The following is a 23,667-nucleotide window of genomic DNA, read 5'->3' as shown; positions in this document are numbered from 1 at the left end:
AAGATGAATTCTTCAGAATGGCGGGAACGACTTTATAAACGAACACTGCTTATCGTCGTCATTTCCCAAATCTTCGGAGGCGCAGGGCTAGCGGCAGGAGTAACCGTCGGAGCATTAATCGTACAGGACCTGCTCGGGAATGACAGCTTCGCGGGCATTCCTGCCGCGCTGGTTACTCTTGGCTCGGCATTATCCGCCTATTTAGTCGGGCGGCTGTCACAGCATTACGGGCGCAGATTAGGACTTGCGGCCGGTTTTATTGCCGGCGGGCTGGGAGCTGCAGGAGTTGTGGCCGCAACGGCTGCTCATCAGATTCCCTTGCTCTTCCTTTCACTTTTAGTCTACGGCGCCGGAACGTCTACGAACCTGCAAGCACGTTATGCAGGCACGGATTTGGCTAAACCGACGCAAAGGGCAACCGCCGTAAGTATTGCTATGGTTTCCACGACTTTAGGGGCAGTGGGAGGACCTAACTTAGTCAATGTCATGGGTCGATTCGCCGAGTCGCTAGGAATCCCCGCCTTGGCCGGTCCTTTCATTCTGGCAGCCGCTGCTTTTATCCTGGCAGGCCTGATTTTGCATTTCTTCCTGCGTCCCGATCCGTTCCTCGTGGCGAAAGATCTTGCCGAGGCGCAGAAATCGAACAAGGAGCAAGACGGCACTACCGATATCCGTTCGAATTCACCCGTTACCGGCACCCGGGGGATCTGGGTCGGCACAACGGTAATGCTTTTAACTCAAGTCGTGATGATTGCCATCATGACAATGACGCCTATTCACATGAAGCATCACGGTCACGGATTAAGCGAGGTAGGCTTAGTCATCAGCCTTCATATTGCCGCGATGTTCCTTCCCTCCCTCGTGACGGGTATGCTTGTTGACAAAATCGGACGCACAGCCATGTCGCTTGCTTCCGGTGCGGTGCTTCTCGCTGCAGGAATAACCTCAGCAGCCGTACCGGCCGATTCCATGCTCGGCTTGATCGTCGCGCTGGTTCTTCTCGGGCTTGGCTGGAACTTTGGCTTGATTAGCGGAACCGCGATCATCATTGATGCCACTCAACCGGCTAATCGTGCCAAAACACAAGGCGCCATAGATGTACTGATTGCCTTGGTCGGAGCATCAAGCGGTGCCCTCTCCGGTATCGTTGTAGCAAACTCCAGTTATGCGGCCCTCTCCCTTGCGGGCGGCATTATGGCACTCCTCCTGGTACCCGTCGTCATCTGGTCCCGAGGCAAACCAAGCAAGGAAAAATCCGGGAGTATGACACTCTGACCCGTCTCTCGCATACAGTTGATAAAATAAGAAAAGCTTCTATCGAAGCCCTCTCAGGGAAGTACATTCGTGATCAAGAGGAAGCTTTTCTTGAAACATTAGAATTCTTGAGCTCCGCTCAAAACTTATAAAAAAGAAGGCTTTCCTCCGGTCCCGTAAGACCCGTAAGGAAAGCCCTCTTCATAAGTATCAATGATTAGGAAAGCAGTGCGGAATTGATCTTAAACACGACCTTCTTCAGCTTCTCGCCGCCTACGGGACTGCAGCCCGGACGGTGCAAATCTGCCGGGAAAAATATAGCAAACATGCCTGGCTTCAAACGGATCTCCATCTCGTTCTCCACCTCATCGAATAAGAGATAATCGTTATCCGCCAGCCGGTCTTCCACCGCTACGTTGTTCTCAGATGCCCGCGCTACATAAATGCGCTCTTCCCCGCCTTGAACCAAATATTGCAGATCGACATACTTGGCATGACATTCCGATTTTCTTTCGCCGGGCTTGACGGCAATGAGCTCCTGCACCAAGGCAAACATGTCATCACCCATAATTTCGTATTTCCCCAGCTCCAGCTGCCCGAGATCACGGGATTGGAGAAAATCAATCGCCTTCTGAAACACTGGAGATAAAGCGCCCTTTTCCTTCTCCCAAAACCTGATGTCACCCAATATCATATTGCTGTGCTCCTTCCAAGCATACCTTTTTCTGCTAGTATAGCACAAAATACGAGATTTGAATGTGGCTCTATTTTGACCTGTCATGCGGGACAAGGATGTCGGCGGTTTTGCGCGTTTCGTGTCCGGCGAGGTCCTTTACCGCATATTCGACGGTATACACGCGCCCAGACCCGGAGCCGTTGCGATCCGCTAGCAGCAGGAAGGTGCGGTCGTCTGTACCCGGCTCCGCATCCCGGACATATTCTAACGCTTCTCCCTCACTGCAGGTAACGGACACCAGCTTCACCGAATGTACACCGGAGCCGCTGTCCGCTGCCGATATGCTCATCTCGACCGGCACCCATTGACGATTCGGCGGCCACAGCTCCGTTCGATTCGGGGTAACCTCGAGCGTCGGAGCTGTCTTGTCTATGCTGAGCTTGAGTAGTTGACTATCCTCCACGTTCCCGGCGAGATCTATACTGCGGTACTCGAGCAGTTGCTGGCCCTCGTTATTCACCGTCAACGGTGCGGAATAGACCGACCAAGCCCCGCCGTTCAACCGGTATTCCGTACGGGCCGGGCCGGAGAATTCATCGTATACGGACATCGTAACCGATACATCCGTGGTATACCACCCTTCGGCGCCGTTTGGCACCGAAGGGCTCAAGGCCGCTAGGGTCACAGGCTTGCTCACATCGTACTGAAGATAAAGCTCTCGTACTTTGGCCGCACTCAGCGAGTGTCTGTAGAAGCGCACATCATCCAAATGCCCTTTCCAATCCCGGTTTGCCACCGTACCTTTGTCAAAGCCGACGCGTGGCGGGGATTGAAGATTCGTTATGCTCATTTGACTGCTGTCATATTGTGCGGACGTTGCTGCCAATTCGCCGTTCACGTAGATTTTATTCACGGAGCCGTCCCGGACGGCCGCCAGATGCGTCCATACGCCCGGTTTCACCATGCCGGCAATGGTGGCTATACCCACCTCCCGCTCCAGTGGGACACCCGTCATATTCATCCGGACCGCACCGTTCTTCTCTACGGAGAACCACCACTGGGGCAAGCCCTTGCCCGCCAGACCGTACCAGTAGATGATATGCCGCTGCTGGAACAGCGCCTCCGGCTTCACCCATACGGCAAAGGAGAAGTCGTCTGTGCCTGTATGCAGGTCCTCCGCACGGGTCATTTCTGCAAAGGCCCTCTGGCCGTTCAAATAAAGTCCAGAACCCGCATGACCCGGCTGTACCAAAGCCCCGCTGCTTAAAACGCCCGTATGTCCTTTCCCCGTCACATCCACAATTTCGCCGTTCGCGCCGAGCTTGTCAAAATCCCAGTGCAGCAGAAGCTCCGGCATCGGTCTTGAGCGCTGAATCCCAATGGTGTAAACCCGAATGCGGTCCTTCAGTTTTGCTTCGATGCGAATCGCATCCAAACCGTTCAGCTGAATCGTTCGGGGCATTCCGGCAGAGACAGGCTCTCCATTTATCGTAATAGCGATTCCCCCGTTGGATGTTACTGGGGTTACGGTCAAGTGCTCCGTTCCCGTATAAAGCTCCAATTCATAGGAGCCGATATCCCCCCGGAAGCCGGGAGTTAGTGCACCCTCGGACAGCAGCAGACCGTCCAGATCCGGCTCTTCTACGTCAAACCATTCCATGTTGAATACAGCGAACATAATCTTGTCATACGGCGTAAACTCACCGCCCTCAAAGAGGAGCGCCCCCTTCCCGTCAGGCAGAACAGATAACGATGAATAGGCCGAGTGTCCCTTATACACCGTCTTGGAGGTCGTCCAGGTTTGGCCGTCATCATAGCTGATGCGCACCGTCATATTCTCCCGGCGGTTCTGGTCGGCGGGATTGGCAAACAGCAGCATGCGGTTCCCTTCCGCGTTATCCGCCGGCTTGTATCTGACGATGCTGGCCTCACAGATCGGGTCGATCAATACCGGGTCGTACGTAATCGGCGACCAGGTCGCCCCTTGGTCCGGACTGGTCGAGATGCCGCGCCGTTTCAGGTGCTGGTTGCTCGACAGACGGTCGTTGCGCATCAACGTCCCGTCCGACAGCTCAACCACCGTCGCTTCATTGAGCCCTCCCGGCAGTCGGCCGCTTTGGTACCACGTTGCGCCGTGGTCATCGCTTTGGATGTTCCGGCCTATTGCCGGAATGACAAGCCGTCCTTGCGCGGGGCCATGCCGAAGCTGGATGCCGATGCCCGGACCGGTAGCGTCCCATCGCGTACTGGCCGGCTGCACTTCCTCGAACCGGTTGACGAGCGGTGACCAGGTCTCCCCGTCGTCATCGCTATACGTGCTCCAGATCGTCCGCACGCCCCGGCCGGTGCCGCTGTTGATTTCCTCAATCGTATCCTCGCCGTAATTGTGGGTCATGAACAGCCAAATCCGGCCCGTGCTTTCATCCTGCACCGGCGTCGGGTTGCCGCATGTATTCGGCCCGTCATCGCAGACCAACTGCAGCGGCTGCCAGGTTCGTCCCTGATCGAAGCTGCGTTTCAACACCAGATCAATGTCCCCCGTATCCGAGGCGCTGTTCTTCCGCCCTTCAGCGAAGGCGAGCAAGGTCCCTGACTTGGTCGTCAGGAGAGAGGGAATCCGGAACGTATGATAACCTTCCGTGCCGGATACGTACAAATCCGTATTGGTGAAATACGGCATGTTCCGGCTATGAGGGTCCGCATCTGTGTTGCCGCTTGCCAAGGAGGTGGGGACACCGGCCAGTAGAGACCAAACCACACAACCAACCAAACCCGGTTACGAATCATTCGGCATGAAACTCCTTCCTTAAGGGAAATCGGGCAAGCGTGATCCGCTCGTAGGGACGCTGCTCCCCGCATTCATACAGACAAAGAACGGTACCGTCTCCGGCAAGGGCCAAATCCGAATAGGCTGCGGGGCCGGGATGCAGCTCCTGCATAATAGCCCAGGTCTTGCCGCCGTCCCGGCTTGATTGCACGGTCAGCCTCTCGCGCGAGGTGCTGGCCGGGTTAGAGAACAAGAGTCCCCCTTGCCCGACCGACAGCACGCTGGCTTGGCAGACCGGCTCGACCAACGCCTCATCGATTGCAATTTCCGACCACGTCAGTCCTCCGTCCCTACTGGTGGCGACTGCACGCCGATTGCGGCCGTGATAGCTTCGCATATTCATGTAAACCGTGCCGTCGGCAAGCTCCGCCAAGGTACACTCGTTTGTATTCTCCCCGATGATGCCGCACAGCTGCCAGCTCTCCCCATGATCGTCGCTGTAAATGACATGTGCAGTATAGGGACCGGAGCGCTCCTCCTCCGGCTGAAGCACGGCATGATTGCACGGAACGATCATACGCCCGCTCTTCAGCTGCACGGCATGGCAAGGGCCGGTGGCATACCACGTCCATTCGGGGCGCTTCACCGAAGATGTAATCTCCTTCGGCTCTGACCACGTTTCTCCGTCGTCATCGCTTCTCATGACAAGCACCTCGCGTGTCGCTCTGCCTGCCAGTATGTCCTTCTCATGGCCGTCCTCCGCATTCCGGCACAGCAGCAGCCAGATCGTTCCGGTATCCCGGTCCTGTACTGCACACGGATTACCGACGGTATCTGGGCCCAGATCGGCAATAATCCGATACGGCTCCCATGTGATGCCGTGGTCAAAGCTTCGCCGAAGCGCCAAATCAATGTCTCCGGCATCGCCTCCACCGTTCTTTCGGGCCTCACAGAAGGCCAGCACCGTACCTCTCTCCGTCACCAGCAACGAAGGGATGCGGTACGTATGATACCCCTCCTGACCCGACACGAACAACGCCATTTGCTCCAACACCTGATCATCTCCTTCATGGTTCTTGTATCTTCAAGCCTTAGCCTTTAATTGAGCCGACCATGACCCCTTTCACGAAATACCGCTGAATAAAAGGGTAAACGAACAAAATCGGCAGCGTGCTGATGATAATGATGGCCGATTTCAACGTTGCGGCAGGCGGAGGATCGTGCACGAACTCCACTTGCGTCTCATTCTGCATCACTCCGGTTAACAAAATATTGCGCATCAGCACCTGGATCGGCAGCTTGCTCTGGTCATTGATATAGATGGAAGCACCGAACCAATCGTTCCAGTGAGACACCGCATAGAACAAGCCGATGGTCGCAATCGCCGGCATGGACAACGGAACGATGATTTTCATCAGGATTACCGGAGGGGAAGCACCGTCGATGATGGCCGATTCCTCCAGCTCCTCCGGCAGGCTCATGAAGAAGTTGCGCATGATGAACAAGTTCCATGCACTGACTAACCCCGGGAGCACTAGTACCCATAGCGTATCCTTCAAGCCGAGATTGTCGATGAGCATATAGGTTGGAATCAAGCCGCCATGGAAGATCATCGTAAGAAAAATGATCAGTACCAGCGCGTTTTTGCCAGGCAAGCTTCTGCGGGACAGACCGTAGGCCAAGGTAGCCGTAAACAACAGGTTTAAAAATGTCCCGACGACTACTTTAAACATAGTGATTTTATAAGCGTTAAACACGAGCGGTCCCCGGTTAAGCAACAGATCATAGGCGGTAAAATCCAGCTTCTCGGGAATGAGCACAAATGCTCCCCGTCTCATCGACTCTTCAGCGCTGATAAAGGAAGTGGACAGCACCGACAGGAAGGGAATGAGAAAGAGCAGCGACAAGCCGATGAGAAACAGAATGTTGACTGCATCAAACAGACGCTCGCCGGTCGAGGGCTTTAGGGAATTCATTGAAAGTCAGGTCCTCCTTTCCACTGCCTTACCAGATCCCGGTCTGGTTCAATTTTTTGGCGATATAATTGGCGCCAAGGATCAGGATCATAGCCAAAATATTTTTGAACAAACCCACTGCTGTGGCGAACGAATACTGCAGCGATGTCAAGCCCTCCCGGTACACATAGGTATCGATAATATCCGCCACCTCATAGACGGACGGCGAATACAGCAGGAGCACCTTCTCAAAGCCCGCGTTAAGCAGTCCGCCGATCGAAAAAATGAGCATGATTACGATAATATGCGTAATGCCCGGCAATGTAATGTGCCACATTTGGCGGAAACGGCTCGCCCCGTCCATTTTGGCCGCTTCGTATAATCCGGGATCTATTCCCGTCATGGCCGCCAAGTAGAGAATGCTTCCCCATCCGATCGACTGCCACACATGGGAGATGACCAGAATGGACCGAAAGTATTCCGGCGCACCCAGGAAGTGAATCGGTTCGCCTCCCAGAGCAGCCACCGCTGCGTTGATCATCCCGGAGTCCGTTGACAGAACCATCATCACCAAGCCAGCCACAACTACAGTGGAGATAAAATGAGGCAAATACGAAATCGTCTGGACGATTCGCTTGAACACGGCGTTTTTCAGCTCGTTAAGCAGCAGCGCCAGAAGGATGGAGGCCGGAAAGCCGAACAGCAGCTTATAACCGCTGATCAGCAGCGTATTGCGCATGACATTCCAGAAATAATAGGAATTCCAAAATTTCACGAAGTGCTTAAACCCCACCCATTCGCCTGTAAGCACGGCTCCGACACCTTCGAAGGGGGAAATATCCTTAAACGCAATGATGACGCCGAACATCGGAATGTAATCAAAGATGACAAAATAGAGCATCCCCGGAATAATCAGCAAGTAATAGAAACGGTTCAACCTTACGGCGTTCCATAGCTTTCGAAGGCCGACGGACTGCCGCTTCGTTCTAGCTTGAATAGACAGCTGCTCTGTACGCACGGACGCCCTCCTCTCCTTCTCCCCGGCTGCAGCAGCGCAAGCTGCGGCGATCTACACCGCCTTCGGCTTGCTCATGTGCGCCGATTTCTCTTACTTCTTCAGCTCATTGTACTGACGAGTGTACTCCTGAATCCATTTATCAAGACCGGCTTTGTACATTTGGTCGATAAACTTATCAAATTCGCTTAGCGGTCTGGCGCCCGTTACGAATTTCACCAGCTCTTCACTGCGAAGACGGTCGATGTCACCCAGGGTAGGGATGTTTTCCTGCAGCATCTTCTTGTCGTACGTGATCATCGCGTCGATCGGCATCTTGGCTACATCGATGTTCGAAATTTCCTTATTTAAATAATCCGCATGCATTTTCTTAATCGGATCACGGAAGGCATACTTCGTTTCGGTTGCAAGACCGAGAGAAACCATGAATTCGCCTGCATACGAGATATCCTTGTTAAGCAGCTCGATTTCGAACTTCTTATCATCTAGGTATTTCCAGTTTGTTCCGAATGCGGCATTCAACGTGTTCGTCGGCAGATCCTGATACTGGTAGTTGACGAACTTCATCACGGCATCCGGATGCTTCGCTTTTTTCGTAATGACCATCGCCGCTGTACTGCCCGGGCTTGCCGTCATCAGTTTGCCCTTCGGTCCTTGAATGTTACGAATGATCTCATAGTTCGCGTCGGGATTTAAACCCGATTGAATTTGCGGGAACAGCAGCGTTATGCGTGAGTACCACATGGAGGAGGTCCCTACACGATTCGTCTTCAGCAGCTCAAGAGGGTCGAATTTGCCGAAGGCCTCTTTGTAGATGTAGCCCTTCTGGTACCAGTCCGCCATCTTGGCGACGAAGTCCTTGAAGCCCGGCGCGAGCTCCATCGGTTTGACCTTTTTATCGGCTGGGTCGATCCAATTGCTGTTCCCGTTGTCGGTAAAGCCGCCAAGGAACGCATTCTTAATGCCGTTCAAATCCGTCATCATCGGAATCGTATCGGCCTTGCCGTTGCCGTCCGGATCCTGCTCTTTAAACGCTTTCAAAACCGCTTCCAGCTCATCCAGCGTCTTAGGCTGCTGTAGATTCAGCTTCTTGAGCCAATCCGTCCGAACCCAGATCGGGTAATGCACCGACGGGACGCCGCGTGGAATACCCCAGATTTTCCCGTTCTTGTCCGTCATGTAATCCCATGCTTCCTTGGGCCATGCCTTCTTGATATCCTGTCCGTATTTATCCAGCAGATCATTGAGCGGAATAATGGCTCCCTTGGAGGCGTATTGGTCCCAATTGCCCTGGAATATATCGATCTCATCCTTGGACCCGAGCAGCAGGTTCAGCTTCTCCTCTGCCGCCCCCTTCGGCGGAACGATGGCAATCGGCTCAATGTTCAGCTTCTCTACATACATCTTCTTCATATCTTCCAGCGCCGCCGGTACGCTGCCTTCCGGCTTCTGGTTTAATGCACCGGAGTTTTGATAAATATAGATTTTCGGAGCTTCCTTAGGGGTACCCGCCTTGGGTGTTTCCCCTGAGGCTCCCTTACCGGGATCGGCGCCCCCTGAGCAAGCGGCCAGCGTAGAAGCGGCTAGCAAGGTAATGACGGATACGCTCGTTATTTTTTTACTCATTCCTGTTCCTCCCTTTTCGGTTCGTCAATCTTTTTCTGCCTTTGAACGCTTGGTTCAAGGTAACCTTAGCACGCGTTGAAAGCGTTTTATATAATAAATATTTGTGTTTTCATACTACAATTTCTACATGTCATGATCGTAGTATGCCTTTATAGGGCTCACTGTCCTTGTTTTCTTCCAGTCGGTATAAAGCTGTGTTCCGAGGAAACCGGCAGCCGCGCATAAGGCCAGTATCGAAGAAACCCTGTAGAGCGGAACATATCCTGAATGGCCGAAAATGTAACCGCCGGCTACACCACCGATAAGTCCAGCCAACCCCGCCCAGTTCCTGCATGTACGAGAGCGCCGTCAAAAGAAAGATGCCGTACGATAACCCGTGCAGCGGCTTACATCGCCCCCCATACCTGCCCAGCAGGAAAAAGACCGGAATCTCACTTGCCGCCGCCAGAAGCCATGACCAGCCGATGAAGGTTTCCGGGGCGCCGAGCTCCTTCAGGTATAACACGATAAACGAGTCGTTCATCCGATGCGCAATCGATACGTCGAGTACAAGAATCAGAAACCATAAGAAACGGACCGAGGTTAGTATTGGGAAAATATGCGTAAACTCGACCTTTCGGGCGCTTGCCTTCCTGTCCTCCAACAGGAAAGCGAACAGCAGCGTCATCACGACGATGGCAATACATACCCTCTTGGCAGCGGGAATGCCGGACTCCTTCAGCAGAAGCCCGAACAGCATGGACGCCGAGGCAAACCCTATGGAGCCCCACACCCGGTAGGAGGCGTAGCTTTTACCGGTTTGCTTCGCAGTGAGCAGCGTCACGGCTTTAAAAACATGAATGCTCCCTCCCCTATCTCCCGTACCCGACCGTAATGTGAAAAGAAAACCTAGCCGGTATTGGTATACCGCTAGGTTCTCATTCAAGAGCCGTACAACCTTTTGTATTCGCCGGGTGTCAGACCCATTAATTCCTTAAACACCTTGATAAAGTAGTAAGCGTTGCTGTACCCTACGTGCTTGCCGATTTCATTGATTTTCATGTCGCTTCGGGTTAACAGCTCCTTGCTCTTCTCAATTCGAATACGCTTCAGGTAATCGACGAACGGCTGTCCGGTGATTTGCTTGAAGAGCCTGCTGATGTAGGCCGGATTCAGATTCAACTGCTCGGCCACCGAGTGCAGCGAAATATCGCTGCCGTACTCCCTCTCCATCATTTCCACTACCCGGGCGATGTGTGAATTTCCTTTAGCGTTCATTTCCCGCTCCAGATAATCGGTAATGTGCCGGATAATCCGGTGGAACCACCTGCAGATATCATCCAAGGATCCTTGCTCGAGAAGCTCCCGGTACGGATCCGTCCCGTTGCCGAAAACCGCCTTGGTGTTAGCCCCCAGCTGGGCATAGCTGTTCATCATCGCTGTCAGCAACTGAACGAAGATAGGCTGAATTTGATTATAATGCAGCTTGTTCTTATGTGCGTTCAGCTCGAATACCAGGTCTTCGAACGCTTGGAGCGCCTCGGACTCACGAGCTGTCTTGATGTAACCGAGCAGCACCTCTTCCTTGTCCTTGGGATAAACAAATTCGCTGCCGCCACCGCCGGTCACCATCAAATCTTCGATGGAAATAACGTAGCCCTTACCGTAAATAATCTGATATTTTAACGCTTCCTGCGCTTCCTCAAACGCTTGCGGCAGCTGCAGTATAGATGAACAGGCTCTTCCGACGCCCATCGTACATTCGCTTCTTGCTTCCAGATTTACGACATCAAGCAGCCTTTGCCCGATACGATATACCTGCTGTTGATTCATGCCGCAGCGGTTTAAGACGATCGCCAGGGTATCCTTCCCAGAATCAACCAGAAAATACGGCGTCTCCAGGATCCCGCTCTCCTTGATCGTGTCGATCACCTTCATTTTGAATAATTCGCCGGCAATCATATCCCGCTCCGGCCGCGGGTCCTCGCGATCACCCAACCAAAGAAGGAGCAGAGCCAGATCGCGGGTTTCGATGTCAAGGTCGAGATAAGCCTTCTTCTCCTCGATCTCCTCCAGCGTTAAGGAATGACGGTGAAGCAGCGTATATTTGAACTGCTCCTTGTAGAACGGCAGGCTCTCCTCCAGCTTTTCCTTGTAATAATCCCTCTCAGTAAGCGTCGATTGTACAAAGCTGCCGATCATATGGATCTCGTCCGAATCCTCCGCCCTGCGCTCCGTCGTCCCGTGGATCAAAGCCTGCAAATAGGAGATCGGCCTATAAAGACTTCTTGAGGATAAATAGGCGAAGGTGAGGGAAAGCAGAAGCAGCAGGATCGCCGAAACGACTATCGTTTGTGTAATCGACGAGGTGCTTTCCGATAACGCTTCCATATCGGATATGTTGATAAACGTCCAACCCAACAACGGGGATGTTGAATAGCTGACCAGCATTTGCCGATCGTCCAGCTTGGTTCGATACGAGCCCGTCTTCCCGACAACCGGTTCGTCTCCGGGCAGAATCGTCCGCAAAGGCTGATGCATTTGGGCAGACAGGCTGTGAAACAATACGTTGCCCGTAGAGGACACGACGAAAATATCGTCCTGCTCATTCAGCTTGCTTAAGATTTTTTTGTAAATCAGCGCCGCATCCAAATTAATAATAAACGCATTGTTTGCTTTGGTTGATTTATAAATAATGGACAACAGACTTTTTTCCCCCGGGTGATACTGCCTGGCAATTCTCGTATCCATATAAACCGCGTTCTCGGTCGATTCCTTCAGCGCCTCGACCCACGCTGTGTCATAGAAGTTATCCAGCGTGAACTGCCGGTTGGAGCCGTCATTTTCCGAGGTGATGACAAGGTTGTTGCTGCTGTCGTAAAAATAAACGGAATCCACAAACTCGTTGGATAGCTTAAACGAGTTGATCAAAGAGATGGCATTCTTTTTATTCTCCAAATACCAATACAAATCGGGTAAATCTTCCTTCTGAATCTCCCCCCTCAGCCCCTCGTAATAGGCGCCGCTAGGGAATTTCTCGAATTCCTGAAACCATTGGTTCATGGCAAGCAGATTCGAGTTTTCCTTAATTCGGTTCAGCACTATTTCCATGGAATTGATCGTTTGATTCAAATACTGCAGCTTGTTTCTTCCCGTTTCCTCTTCGAACGTATGAGAAACCTTGTAGTAAGCGACGACATCGGAAATCAGGTTGGGTATGACCGCAATGAGAGCGATCGTCAGAATCAAACGGATGAAAAATTTGCGGCGTTTGATTTTGCCGAGCAACGCAAACCACTTCACTTTCTTGAACACGGAATGGTCTCCCCCTTTGGGCCGAACTCATAAAGCGCTTCCATTTTCGATTATACCGAATGCCGCCGCATAATTCTATTTCTTCTACTAAATGGGTTGAGGAGCGGCTACTTGGCGGCAACACCGCTGCTTCTAAGAACATTGCTCTGCCTATAGAAGGCTTCGATACGGGAACGCTCCTCCGCCGTAAATTGCTTAAGCGGCTGTCGAACGGTCGGTGCCGAGAGGACCCCTTGAAGATAGAGCATATACTTTTCGTAAGCGATCACGTCGTATTGAATCATATGGGCGATCACGGCATTGGCTTCGGCCTGCAGCTTTTGCAAGGTGTTCATGACCGGTCTTTCCTCCGATGATATGATGTCGTACATGGTTGTGAACAAGCGGGGCATCATGTTGTAAGTGCTCCCGATGGCCCCGTCCGATCCGGTATAAGCGCCCCCGATATATACCTCATCATGTCCGTTATAGATCAGGAAGTCGTCGCCGCAGCGTGAGCGGATCTGCTGCATCTCGAAGAGATTGAGCGAGGTGAATTTAACCCCGATGCATTTCGGATGGCGGCTCATCTGCTCATAGAAATCCAAGGATAGGCTGACTCCCGTTGCCCCGGGGAAGTGATAAACAAGCATCGGCACATCGACCGTATCCATTATAGCCTCATAATGCTCACGAATCTCTTTCATAGTAACTTTATAGTAAAATGGGACCACCGCGGACACGGCGTCCACTCCCTGAAGCTCCGCATGCTTTGCCAGCCGGATCGACTCCCTTGTGCTGATGCAGCCGATATGGGCAATGATCGTCACACGACCCTTGGCCGCCTTAACGACCGCCTCCAACACCTGCTGTCTTTCTTCGCTTGTCAGAATAAAGCCTTCTCCTGTGCTGCCTCCAACGTAGAAGCCTCGAATGCCTTGACTGATCTGGTGCTCGACCAAACGGTCCAGAGAAGCATAGTCGATCTCTCCGTTCTCCTGCATAGGCGTCACCAAAGCGGTAAAGATGCCGCGAAACGCGTCGCGGTTTATTAGCTTTTTCATAAAGTCCATCCTCTCCCTTATTCACTACAGAATTGATGCAGCTGATGTACATAGTTTACCTTTAGGGAGTCCTGAGCATATTTCATTTTTTTATAAAAGCTTTCATTTTTTTATCGAATTCATCCTGTATAATAAAAGCTGATCTTAAGGAGAGAGGTGAGAAGCCGCCATGTATCCGCAATATATGTTCGAATTTCCCAACATTGATACGGACTTTCCTTTTCATATGAAGAAAAAAAAGTACACCTCGGTTGCCCCGCATCGGCATGATTTCATTGAATTCTCCTTTGTTATAGAGGGAAAAGGAACGGAACGCATCAATGGCACCGAGCACGAGCTGCTTCCCGGGACTTTGGTCTTACTGCTGCCGTACCAGATTCATGAATATTGGGCCAACCGGGACCATCCGCTTGTCATGTTCATTTGCAATTTCGATATGAAGCTGCTGACTGCGGGACCGGAAGCCGCATGGGGCGTAAAGGATCTTCTGCTCGGTCAACATGGCAGCCAGCCTGCGCATGCCCAATTGCAGGGCACCGGTTACGAAGAAGGCTTGAACCTATGGAAGAAGCTCTATCAGGAGCACGAATCGACGCTCCCGTGGCGTCCTGTCATGCTCCGAGCCCTACTCCTTGAGGCGCTGTCCTTGTTCGTGCGCAGCAGCGGAATCGTCCCGTCAGCGTCAGCCCGTCAGCCTTCCTCCGTCAATACGAAAGGAATCTGGCCGGTTGTACAGTACGTGTATGAGCACTATTTGGACCCCTTATCCTTGACGTCCTTGTCCGAACGCTTCGGTGTCCATCCGTCCCAGCTCAGCACGCTGTTCGGGGAAGCCTACGGCATCCATTTCGTCGATCTGCTGCATGAGCTGCGCGTACGGCATGCTTGCAGCCTGTTGTTATCCTCCGAGCTGCCGATTTCACAGGTCGCCTATGAATCCGGCTTCTCCTCATTTCCCACCTTCTCCCGCGCGTTCCTGCGCATACGCGGAATGACGCCAAGACAGTACCGGGAGCGGCAGCTGAAAGGCATCGCAGGATTGCATTAAGCCGTCTCACGTTGCAAGGCCATCGTCTACAATGGAAATAACCGCTCCCTATTTCAGAGAGCGGTTATTGTTACGCTTATATCATACGGTGTACTGAGTAATCACGGAACGCAGCTTTTGAGAGATACGCGCCAGTTCGTCGGAGGAAGCGGAAATTTCTTGCATCGAAGCAAGCTGCTGCTGCGAGGAGGATGACACCTGCATGGCATGATCGGCCGCGTTGCGGGAGGTTGTCACCATCTCCGCCATCGAAGCGGTCACCTGCTCCGTACCGGCGGACATCTCCTGCGCGGCTGCGGATACCTCCTGGATCTGATCGGACACCTGCTGTACGGAAGCAACTATCCGTTCAAGCATACTGCCGGCTTGCCCGATGACCTGCTTGCCCAGCTCAACCTCCTCCACACCGGACATAATCCGTGTGACGGCTCCACCGGTTTGCTTCTGTATCTCCCGAATCACCTCGGTAATTTGTCCCGCCGATTGCTTCGTCTGCTCTGCCAGCTTCTTGACCTCGGAAGCTACGACCATGAAGCCGGCGCCATGTTCCCCGGCCCGCGCCGCTTCGATGGAAGCGTTCAAGGCAAGCAAATTCGTCTGAACCGCGATTTCGGAGATGACGCCGATGATCGAATCGATTTCCTCGGAATGTTTACCAAGCTGCTGTACAACGGCAGCGGATTCCCCTACCGTAGCATGAATCTTGTTCATTTGCCCAATCGCCTGCTGCAAAGCTTCGTTACCGCTTATCGCCTGCTCACCGGCTGTCGCTGCGGCTTCCGCTACCGTAGAGGAGGTTTCAGCGATTCGCTGAATCCCCTGCGCCATCTCCTCCATGGCTACGGAGGTTTCCTCAGCCCCCTTCAGCTGCGTGTGGGCTCCGGCGGCTACTTGCTGGGTTGCTTCCGTAATTTGATTGCTTGCCTGGGTAGATGCGTGTGCATTGCGTGTCAGCATCTCCGCCGACTCCGCTACCTGCTCGGACGCCTGCTGACCGGCAAGAATCGTCTCCCTGAACGTATCCGCCATCCGATTGAAGGCATTTGCAACAATGGCAAGCTCGTCCCTTGACTCCAATCGGACACGGAACGTCAGGTTCCCTTCAGCTATTTCCGATGCCGAGGCTTCCAAAGCACCGACCGCTCTTTGAACGGAGGCATAGAACGAAATAAACAAGTAGATGACACCCAGCAGCACCAGCAGAGCTACCGTAACAAGAATTGTCTTATGCATATTCGCTTCATCGATTCTTGTCTGGAGCAAGCTCTTCAAAACTTCCATTTGGGTTTCATATTGCTTATACGTTAGCTCCACTGACCCGCTTAGGCTCGTGTAGGTATCTTTCGGCTTCATGGTGAAAGAAGCATCCAGCAGAGTAACCCGATTGACGAATTCCAGCAGCTTTGACGTTTCCGCGGCATTGTTATTATAAGCTGCCTTCAGTTTCGATCCTGCTTGCTCGTGGATGTCCGCCGTAATAATCAGGTTCGAATTGATGGTCTCCAGCGTTGTTTTGATTTGCTCAGACAAAGTTGTAAGCGTCTGCTGTGTAGCGATGCCGGATGATCTTGCAGCCGTGAAGGCTATCGCCAAAGCTCTGGCGCGGCCGACGCGGTCCGCCAGCAGCGGCATTTGCTTAAGTGCCGAATCCATCAAATAGTAACTTCCTATTTCACCGTCAATGACGAGACCGGAGGAATTCGTGATATGCGTCATCAGAGAACGAATGTCCGTTAGAATGGAGCCGTGCTGATCAAGGCTCTGCTGAGGAGAAAGATCCGTCCCTTTGTTCTTGAGCTCGTTCCACTTTTTCAGAATAGCGCTCCATCGCTCCGTCGTTTTGAAATCCTCGCCCATTTCGCCATTGAGCTGTTCAATGGACGCTATGGCTTGCTGAATGGCATCCTCGGTTTTTGGCACGTTTTCTTGTAAAGAGGTATCGCCAAGAATGATGCCGCTAAAGAGCGCGCGCCGCGTATCCATAGCGATCAGCAGGTCTTTAAGACTATCCGCATAGGTAACGCCTCGCAGCTCCTCTTTGATACGGGATGACGCGGTTGACGCATTGGAGTATTGCAGAAACGTTAGAACCAATAGCGGAACGATAACAAGAAGACCGATGACGATAAATTTGTTAACATACTTCAATCGGTTCATGATCCATTCGCCCGGTGCGAAAAATACCCTTACTTTCTGTGCAATGCCTTGGGATGTTCTGTTGGTTGCCATGCTGTCATTTCCCTCCGTCATGATAAAAATAAAAAAAGGAAACCGCGTGTTTCGGTCTCCTTTAATGCAAGAGGCTTGAAACATTCGGCAGCTGGCTGGCATGAAGGGTTCCCCCTTTGTAGCCCCTATAGCTTTGCGGCCAACGCTTTCGCGAAGTGTGCCTGTATCGTGTCTTTATACCTATGGTCGATTCTTATTATATACTCATGTGATAGGAAATTGGTAGGGGGTCTGTTAAACTTTTTTTAGAATTTCGACATATCCGACCGGTGCGGGTTCACACTACTTTCTTGAGCCGTTAACCACAACGTTCATAGCAGCGGTATACTCCCCGAATGTAGCTGTAACGCTTGAAGTGCCTGCAAGGTGAGCCTTAACCTCTCCGTGGGCGTTAACCGATGCAACCGAACCGTCGCTATGGGCAAATTTCACTTTCTCCGGAACCTCTTTTCGCGAGCCGTCTTTATACTGCAAGTAAGCTGTTACAGTGGTTTCCTCGCCGGGCTCGGCTTTCCAATCAGCAGGACTCAAGACCATGCCAACAATCGAATTCCGTTCGAAATAAACACGGTAAGTCGTATGGTGCACCCCGTCCTCCGCCGTGACGACAATTGTGGCAGCACCGGGAACTCCTTCCGCTTGTGATACTGCAATATTGGCTTTAGCATCTGCAGCATCAGCTGTAATCGGCAGTGCGCTGCTTGTGCCTTCCGGCAAATATACGGTATATTCCAGAAGCTCAGCCGCGAAGCCCGCCAGAGGGGCGCCTTCTAACTGTATACTGGCAAGCCGGGAGTTGTTGCTCATCACATATACTGTGGATGACGCGATAATGCCGTCCAAGGTCGCTTCAATTTCAGCCGCACCGGGGTTCAGCGGAGTGACGATACCCGACGGGCTCACGGTCAGCACTGACGAGTCGGATACCGTGTATTTCACATGGCTCGTGACGTCACTAGTAAATCCGCCGGAATAGCTGCCGGTAACCTTCAGAGGGTACTGCTCCCCGATCACCGCCTTCCCATCCGTCCGGTCCACTGTAAGCTGCTGCAGCTGCCTTTTCAGATACAGGTTGCTGACGATCGGTAAATGGTCGGAGGCTTGCGTCTGAATGACGCGGGCGTTCTCACGTTCACCGAGCATGACGTCGCTGGAGGCCAAGATATAGTCGATTGTGGCCGACGGGTTGACCGAATCAATGGTAAACCCGTTCGGCTGGTCTGCGAACTGGTTCTGAAGCTCTTTGGTGAACTTGCTCATTTCGGGTGCATACGGCCTCGCGTTGAAATCGCCTACGAGGATTTTGGGGCCGCTTCGTTTCGCCATAATAGCTAATATTTCATCCGCCTGGGTATTCCGCTGAATGGCATCCAGTCCCAAGTGGGTGGAATAGAAGCTCAGCTGAACCCCTTGAACGTCAATCGTCGTCTCGAGTACCCCACGCTGCTCCTGACCATAGCTCGTAAGCCAATAATTCTGGTTCTGCATAATAGGGTATTTGCTCAGAACGGCAGTGCCGTATTGGCTTCTCGGCTGTCCCGGCTCTGACGGCGGACGGTCCAGATTGGCCCCATACGCGAACTGCATGCCAAGCAAGTCGGACAATCGTTGGATCGTATCTTCGTTATTGCTGCGGCTCGAATAATAACGGTCCACCTCCTGCAGGCCGACGATCTCCGCACCCGACTGCCTAATGACATCGGCTATTCTTTCCAGATTGTAATTATCGGATGGGTCGGCACCGTGATGAATGTTATAGGACATTACTTTAATAGGAAAATGCACGTCTGTTTTCTCCTCTGCGAAGTGAATTCGATATTCTTTGGTGGTCAATCCATCATCTGCAGTGCCGATCACATAGACGATTCCGGGCACTACGGAAGGCAGCTGTATCTTTGTCGCGCCGTTTGGGTCCTCCGTTACGGCCGTCACTGCCGGCACCTGCCGGTTATCGGCCGGAAGGGTGAAATAATAGTCCGTTTGGCTAGGGGTGAACCCGGGGATAGGCACTCCGTTCACGCTGATCGACGACAGGTTAGGATTTTTTAAGTACACGGAAACCGGCAAATTAGCCGTGCTTTGGCCGTAGGTGGCTGTAATGACCGTAGTTCCGCTTGCTAATGCACGGAGAACGCCCGGCGCCGGAATATCCGCTACGTGGGGCTGTGTGTTTGCGTATTGGGAATGATTCGTCACATCGCGGATCGTTCCATTGGTCATATAGGCTTGAAGCTTGAAGGTGCTTGTCGTTCCCACCGTCTCAATCTTGATTTTATCCGTGAAAGCCAGCGACTTGATGTTAGGGTTCAGGTGAGCGTCCGGATTCAAGGTGAGCTCACTTACAATCGGAAGATGCGTGGATGCAAGCGATGGTACGACCTTGGCCTCGCCAAGCTCCCAATTTCGGTCCGGCATGATGTAGCTGATTCTTTTGGCCGGAAGTTGAGAGGGATTTGTGAAAGCTTCCGGCTGGTCGAAGAAAGCGTCATTGAGCTCAGTAAACAACTGCTTCATTTCTGCAGAAGTGTCCAGTGCGTTAGGATAAGCGGCTACAATCGCCGGGACGCTTTGGCTCCTCACAATGGCGAGGATTTCATCGGCTTGCTTCAGCCTCATGGTTGATGAAGTATCCATATGGGTTGTAAAGTAACGAATCGTCGTGCCGTTAACTTCAATGTCCGCTTCCAGCAGAGCCCTTTTCTCGGTTCCGGAGTTGGACAGCGGATGATTCATGGACGAAACGATAGGGTACTTACTCAATATCATTGTGCCGAATTGGCGCCGCTCGGTTCGTCCCGGCTCCGGAGCCAGATCGACGTTCGGGGCGAACACATAGTACATGCCAAGCTTCTCCGAAATCAGCTTGGGCTGATCCTCGTAGCTGCTTCGGCTGGAATAATTTTTATCCACCGCTTGGAGCGCTATCACTTCGGCGCCGGTGCTGCGAATCGCGTCGGCGATTCGCGTCGTGTCAGGTACGTTATCCGTGCCTCTGGCGTTGTTTATGTTGTAGGTCGCCGCTTTGAGCTTGAGCGGCGGCTGCTGGGGAGCAGCCGTAAGAGCCGGCCCTGTGGAGGCGCCGGCCCAGGCTGGAACCAGCAGCTGAACCATAAGAGTTAGGAATGTGAGGAGGCAACAATAGCTTAAGCGCTTACCCTTCAATTGTGATCATCCCTCTCCATGCTTGGTTAGCTGGAATTCATTGCTTCCTTATTTTTTGTACCGATCGTAAGCCGCTTGATAAATTTTCATGTAATCGTCCTGCCCCATTTTCTTGATCGTATCGACATACTTGTTCCAATCCGACAACGGTGCGGCGCCGGTTATAAACTTGGTTGTCATTTCGTCAATGTACGTCACAATATCGGTGCTCAACGCCTGCATCCGATCGGTTTCTTTGTCAGTGTAGCTGAATGCGGGCCAAACCTCCTTAGGCAAATCAGCCGCAACCTTTTTCGCCGCCTCCAAAGATTCCGGCATGCTTTCCGCCCCTTTGAAGTATTTCTCTCTTACGATGCCCGGATAACCGCCGCCAGGCCATGTCACGTATTTGACAAGCGCCTGCTCAAAGGTCAAGCCCTGCGGGTTCTTGTTGATTTCATCCGTATATTCGACGCTTCCGTCAGGCTTCTCGATGTAGCTTTTGTCCTTAAAGCCCATGAAGAACATTTTGTTGCCCTCTTCACCGAAGAAGTAATCCATCCAACGAACGGTCGCTTCCGGATTTTTGTTTTTGTTCGTAATCACGAATGCGCCAGGATTCGCAACTGCCGGTCTGTATTCGGAATGCAGCTTGTCGCCTCTCGGTCCTGCCAACGAAGGTGCGCCGATATAACCGGTCTGTTTCATCAGAGTGAAAGGGCTGCTTACTCGCACTGCACCAAACACGCCTTCCGCCCCTTTGGCGAAAAATTTATTTTGATCCTTTTCATTAACCAGGATATCCTTATCGATCAAGCCTTCGGACCACAGCTTATTGAAATAGGTTAGTAGCTCCTTGTAACGATCATCCGTCGGGATGAACCTTAGCTGATTGTTCTCTCCCATGTCTACGAGAGGATGACTAGATCCCCGGTTTTGAAGACCGAAGTAACCTTTGAAGTGGAGAATGACATCCTTCAGCTTCGTCGCCCCCAAGGGTACTTCGTCCTGCTTGCCGTTTTTGTTAAGGTCGGTGCTTTTCACGGCTTTCAAGTAGTTGTAAAACTCGTCGAGCGTTGCCGGTTCCTTCAGCCCTAAAGCGTCCAGCCATTCTTTCTTGATCCATAGCTTGGCGCCCATCCGAACCGACGGGAAGTCCGGGGAAAGCATGTTCGGGAAGCTGTAGATGTTGCCGTCAGGCATCGTAATCGCCTTTTTTACTTCAGGATATTGATCCATGATCTTCTTGAAGTTAGGCGCATGCTTATCTATCAGATCGTTCAGCTTGATAAGCGCGCCTTGACCACCGTACTTCATCAAGTCGTCCGTGCTGAATCTTCCGAGGTATATCGCATCAGGGTAATCGCCGCTTGCCATCATCAGATTCCGTTTCTCCGTCAGCGCGTCGAACGGCACTAGCTGGAAGTCTACGTTGATGTTGGTCATCTTGGCGTACTCCTGCCATAGCATCGTTTCGTTCCAGTTATTAGCCGTCGTTGGGGCTTTCCCCGCCATCATCGTCAGCTTGATCGGCTCCTTCACAATGGGAAATCCGGAAGCATTCAGCTTGTCACCCGCCGCAGGTGCCGGTGTGTTCTTGTCGGCCGTCCCCGGACTCGTTCCGGCATCACCGTCGCTGCAGGCTGCTACAAGTCCGGCGGATACGGCCGTGGTGAGGAGCAATGAGATCCATTTTTTCGTTTTCATCGATAAACCTCCCTGTTCTTATCACATGATTTATCCTTTAAGGGCTCCTATCATAACTCCCTTAACGAAATACTTTTGTAAAAATGGATACAAGAGCAGCACCGGCAAATTGGCGATAACGACGACGGCGTACTTGATCACTTCCACTTCCATAAGCTTCTTCGCGAGTGAGTCATCAGCCATATCGATCATGGCCGCCATCTGCCCCTGAATTAATATTTCTCTCAAGATGAGCTGCAGCGGATATTTACCGCGATCCGACAAGTAGATCAAGGCTTGAAAGAACGCATTCCAGTGGCCAACAGCGTAGAACAGCACCATGACCGCGATGATCGGCATAGATAACGGCAGCACAACCCGAAGCAAAATGCGGAAATTGCTGCAGCCGTCAATGGAAGCGGCCTCCTGGATCTCGAACGGAATGCTGCTTTGAAAAAACGTCCTCATGATGATCACGTTATAAACCGCAATTGCATTCGGAATCACCATGGCCCACAAGGTATTGAGGATGCCCAGCTTTTTCACCAGCAAGTACGTCGGAATCAATCCGCCGCTGAAAAACATCGTAAACACAATAAACGCGGTAATCACGTGACGTCCGCGGAAGTCCGCCCTTGATAGAGGATACGCCGCGCATATCGTCAGCACGAGGTTGATCGCCGTACCGACCAGGGTGTACACAATGGTATTCAGGTACCCGCTCAAAATCTCCTTATTCTGAAATACGCGCTCGTAACCGACGAAGTTGATGCCCTTGGGCAGCAGCCAAAGCTGACCTCTGGCTACCACGGAGGGTTCGCTTACGGACGCGCTAAGCACAAACAAAAGAGGATACATAACGATTACGGTGATCAGGATAAGCAATAGGGTATTCACGGCATCAAACACTCGGTCTCCCCGGCTATAATCCATCAGGCGTCCCCTCTTTACCATAAGCTGGTTTGGTTCATTCGTTTGGCTGCAAAATTCACAAGTACCAGAAGAAAAAAGTTAATGATCGAATTAAACAATCCGATGGCTGCGGAAAAGCTGTACTGCGCCTGGATGATCCCGCTTTTGTACACATAAGTGGAGATAACCTCGGAGCTTTCCAGGTTCAGGTCATTCTGCATAAGATACACCTTCTCGAAGCCGACACCCATGATCGATCCCATGTTCAGGATTAGCAAGATAACGATCGTCGGCATAATTCCCGGCAAGTTGACATGCCAAATGCGCTGAAGCCGGGTCGCCCCGTCTACCTTGGCCGCTTCGTGAAGCTGAGGGTCGATGCCCGCCAATGCGGCAAGGTATATGATGGAGCCCCATCCCATTTGCTGCCATACCCCCGACCCGACGAAGATCGTTTTGAACCAGGCCGGCTCCGTCATAAACGAAATGGGCTGTCCTCCCATAAGCACAATCAGCTTGTTGATCACACCGGTTTCCGGAGCGAGGAACATGACAACAATGCCGACAAGAACGACTGTAGAAAGAAAGTGCGGTGCGTACGTTACGGTCTGCACTATTTTTTTGAACCATATCCTTGTCGGTTTGATTTCATTTATCATTAAAGCCAGAATAATCGGCACCGGGAATCCGATTGCCAGCTGATATAGGCTGACTCCCAGCGTATTGGTGATGAGCCGCCAGAAGAAATAGCTGTCGAAGAAACGCTCGAAATGCATCATGCCTACCCACGAGCTGCCCCATATCCCTTTGGTGGCTACAAAATTTTTGAAAGCAATTTGAACACCGTACATGGGGATATATTCGAAAAGGATAAAGTAAGCAAGGACCGGCGAGATCAGCAGATAAAGCTCCCAGTTTCTAAGGTAAGGCTTCCACCTTGTGCGAATTCTCGATTTGGTATTTTGAGGCAGCGAAGTGTCCTGCATAGCCTTCACCTCCTTCTAGCATGGACTTTATGACA

Annotated in this window: 16 protein-coding genes and 1 riboswitch; of the genes, 2 read left to right on the top strand and 14 right to left on the bottom strand. The window is 52.1% G+C overall.

What is annotated here, in order from left to right; all coding sequences use genetic code 11:
* Nucleotides 1-3: 3 nt before the first annotated feature.
* Nucleotides 4-1,275 (top strand): MFS transporter, encoded by a 1,272-nt coding sequence (locus QMO62_RS26890; RefSeq protein WP_284646694.1) that lies wholly within the window; start codon nucleotides 4-6, stop codon nucleotides 1,273-1,275.
* A gap of 196 nt (nucleotides 1,276-1,471) precedes the next feature.
* Here QMO62_RS26890 and QMO62_RS26885 read toward each other — a convergent pair whose 3' ends face one another.
* The 9 genes from QMO62_RS26885 to QMO62_RS26845 form a co-directional block, all read right to left on the bottom strand.
* Complete coding sequence (locus QMO62_RS26885) at nucleotides 1,472-1,948, bottom strand: NanQ anomerase/TabA/YiaL family protein (RefSeq protein WP_284645576.1); 477 nt, start codon at nucleotides 1,946-1,948, stop codon at nucleotides 1,472-1,474.
* Between the two features lie 70 nt (nucleotides 1,949-2,018).
* Entirely contained in the window at nucleotides 2,019-4,688 is a 2,670-nt protein-coding gene (locus QMO62_RS26880) for an exo-alpha-sialidase (RefSeq protein WP_284645575.1), read from the bottom strand.
* Between the two features lie 25 nt (nucleotides 4,689-4,713).
* Nucleotides 4,714-5,751, bottom strand: a complete 1,038-nt coding sequence (locus tag QMO62_RS26875; protein ID WP_284645574.1) for a sialidase family protein — start codon at nucleotides 5,749-5,751, stop codon at nucleotides 4,714-4,716.
* A gap of 37 nt (nucleotides 5,752-5,788) precedes the next feature.
* Complete coding sequence (locus QMO62_RS26870; RefSeq protein ID WP_284645573.1) at nucleotides 5,789-6,673, bottom strand: carbohydrate ABC transporter permease; 885 nt, start codon at nucleotides 6,671-6,673, stop codon at nucleotides 5,789-5,791.
* Nucleotides 6,674-6,701: 28 nt separating this feature from the next.
* Entirely contained in the window at nucleotides 6,702-7,670 is a 969-nt protein-coding gene (locus QMO62_RS26865) for an ABC transporter permease (RefSeq protein ID WP_284645572.1), read from the bottom strand.
* Between the two features lie 90 nt (nucleotides 7,671-7,760).
* Entirely contained in the window at nucleotides 7,761-9,293 is a 1,533-nt protein-coding gene (locus QMO62_RS26860) for an extracellular solute-binding protein (RefSeq protein WP_284645571.1), read from the bottom strand.
* 130 nt (nucleotides 9,294-9,423) lie between these two features.
* A complete protein-coding gene (locus QMO62_RS26855) occupies nucleotides 9,424-10,218 on the bottom strand; it encodes an MFS transporter (protein ID WP_284645570.1) in 795 nt (264 codons plus the stop codon).
* Entirely contained in the window at nucleotides 10,215-12,587 is a 2,373-nt protein-coding gene (locus QMO62_RS26850; RefSeq protein ID WP_284645569.1) for a helix-turn-helix domain-containing protein, read from the bottom strand. Before QMO62_RS26850 ends, QMO62_RS26855 begins: the two co-directional genes overlap by 4 nt.
* Before the next feature lie 107 nt (nucleotides 12,588-12,694).
* A complete protein-coding gene (locus QMO62_RS26845; protein ID WP_284645568.1) occupies nucleotides 12,695-13,630 on the bottom strand; it encodes an N-acetylneuraminate lyase in 936 nt (311 codons plus the stop codon).
* Nucleotides 13,631-13,856: 226 nt separating this feature from the next.
* On the opposite strand from QMO62_RS26845, the gene QMO62_RS26840 reads away from it, so the two are divergent.
* Complete coding sequence (locus QMO62_RS26840; protein ID WP_284645567.1) at nucleotides 13,857-14,678, top strand: AraC family transcriptional regulator; 822 nt, start codon at nucleotides 13,857-13,859, stop codon at nucleotides 14,676-14,678.
* A gap of 81 nt (nucleotides 14,679-14,759) precedes the next feature.
* Here QMO62_RS26840 and QMO62_RS26835 read toward each other — a convergent pair whose 3' ends face one another.
* The 5 genes from QMO62_RS26835 to QMO62_RS26815 all read right to left on the bottom strand — a co-directional run bounded on the left by QMO62_RS26835 (nucleotide 14,760) and on the right by QMO62_RS26815 (nucleotide 23,632).
* Nucleotides 14,760-16,907, bottom strand: a complete 2,148-nt coding sequence (locus QMO62_RS26835) for a methyl-accepting chemotaxis protein (RefSeq protein ID WP_284645566.1) — start codon at nucleotides 16,905-16,907, stop codon at nucleotides 14,760-14,762.
* 83 nt (nucleotides 16,908-16,990) lie between these two features.
* A riboswitch (cyclic di-GMP riboswitch) is annotated at nucleotides 16,991-17,079 on the bottom strand.
* Nucleotides 17,080-17,189: 110 nt separating this feature from the next.
* Nucleotides 17,190-20,018 (bottom strand): endonuclease/exonuclease/phosphatase family protein, encoded by a 2,829-nt coding sequence (locus tag QMO62_RS26830; protein WP_284645565.1) that lies wholly within the window; start codon nucleotides 20,016-20,018, stop codon nucleotides 17,190-17,192.
* 99 nt (nucleotides 20,019-20,117) lie between these two features.
* Nucleotides 20,118-21,755, bottom strand: a complete 1,638-nt coding sequence (locus QMO62_RS26825; protein ID WP_284645564.1) for an extracellular solute-binding protein — start codon at nucleotides 21,753-21,755, stop codon at nucleotides 20,118-20,120.
* Between the two features lie 30 nt (nucleotides 21,756-21,785).
* On the bottom strand, nucleotides 21,786-22,667 hold the full coding sequence (locus QMO62_RS26820; protein ID WP_372516742.1) for a carbohydrate ABC transporter permease: 882 nt from the start codon (nucleotides 22,665-22,667) through the stop codon (nucleotides 21,786-21,788).
* Between the two features lie 14 nt (nucleotides 22,668-22,681).
* Nucleotides 22,682-23,632, bottom strand: a complete 951-nt coding sequence (locus QMO62_RS26815; protein WP_284645563.1) for an ABC transporter permease — start codon at nucleotides 23,630-23,632, stop codon at nucleotides 22,682-22,684.
* Between the last annotated feature and the right edge of the window lie 35 nt (nucleotides 23,633-23,667).

Source organism: Paenibacillus silviterrae (assembly GCF_030167925.1).
Lineage (GTDB): Bacteria > Bacillota > Bacilli > Paenibacillales > NBRC-103111 > Paenibacillus_G > Paenibacillus_G silviterrae.
Note: the sequence above shows the minus strand (reverse complement) of the source record. Positions and strands in the feature narration are given on the sequence as shown.

Coding starts and splice junctions, on each gene's coding strand:
- QMO62_RS26870 (WP_284645573.1), bottom strand. CDS start 6,673: ATGAATTCCCTAAAGCCCTCGACCGGCGAGCGTCTGTTTGATGCAGTC.
- QMO62_RS26885 (WP_284645576.1), bottom strand. CDS start 1,948: ATGATATTGGGTGACATCAGGTTTTGGGAGAAGGAAAAGGGCGCTTTA.
- QMO62_RS26825 (WP_284645564.1), bottom strand. CDS start 21,755: ATGAAAACGAAAAAATGGATCTCATTGCTCCTCACCACGGCCGTATCC.
- QMO62_RS26830 (WP_284645565.1), bottom strand. CDS start 20,018: ATGGTTCAGCTGCTGGTTCCAGCCTGGGCCGGCGCCTCCACAGGGCCG.
- QMO62_RS26860 (WP_284645571.1), bottom strand. CDS start 9,293: ATGAGTAAAAAAATAACGAGCGTATCCGTCATTACCTTGCTAGCCGCT.
- QMO62_RS26815 (WP_284645563.1), bottom strand. CDS start 23,632: ATGCAGGACACTTCGCTGCCTCAAAATACCAAATCGAGAATTCGCACA.
- QMO62_RS26835 (WP_284645566.1), bottom strand. CDS start 16,907: ATGGCAACCAACAGAACATCCCAAGGCATTGCACAGAAAGTAAGGGTA.
- QMO62_RS26820 (WP_372516742.1), bottom strand. CDS start 22,667: ATGGATTATAGCCGGGGAGACCGAGTGTTTGATGCCGTGAATACCCTA.
- QMO62_RS26840 (WP_284645567.1), top strand. CDS start 13,857: ATGAAGAAAAAAAAGTACACCTCGGTTGCCCCGCATCGGCATGATTTC.
- QMO62_RS26845 (WP_284645568.1), bottom strand. CDS start 13,630: ATGAAAAAGCTAATAAACCGCGACGCGTTTCGCGGCATCTTTACCGCT.
- QMO62_RS26890 (WP_284646694.1), top strand. CDS start 4: ATGAATTCTTCAGAATGGCGGGAACGACTTTATAAACGAACACTGCTT.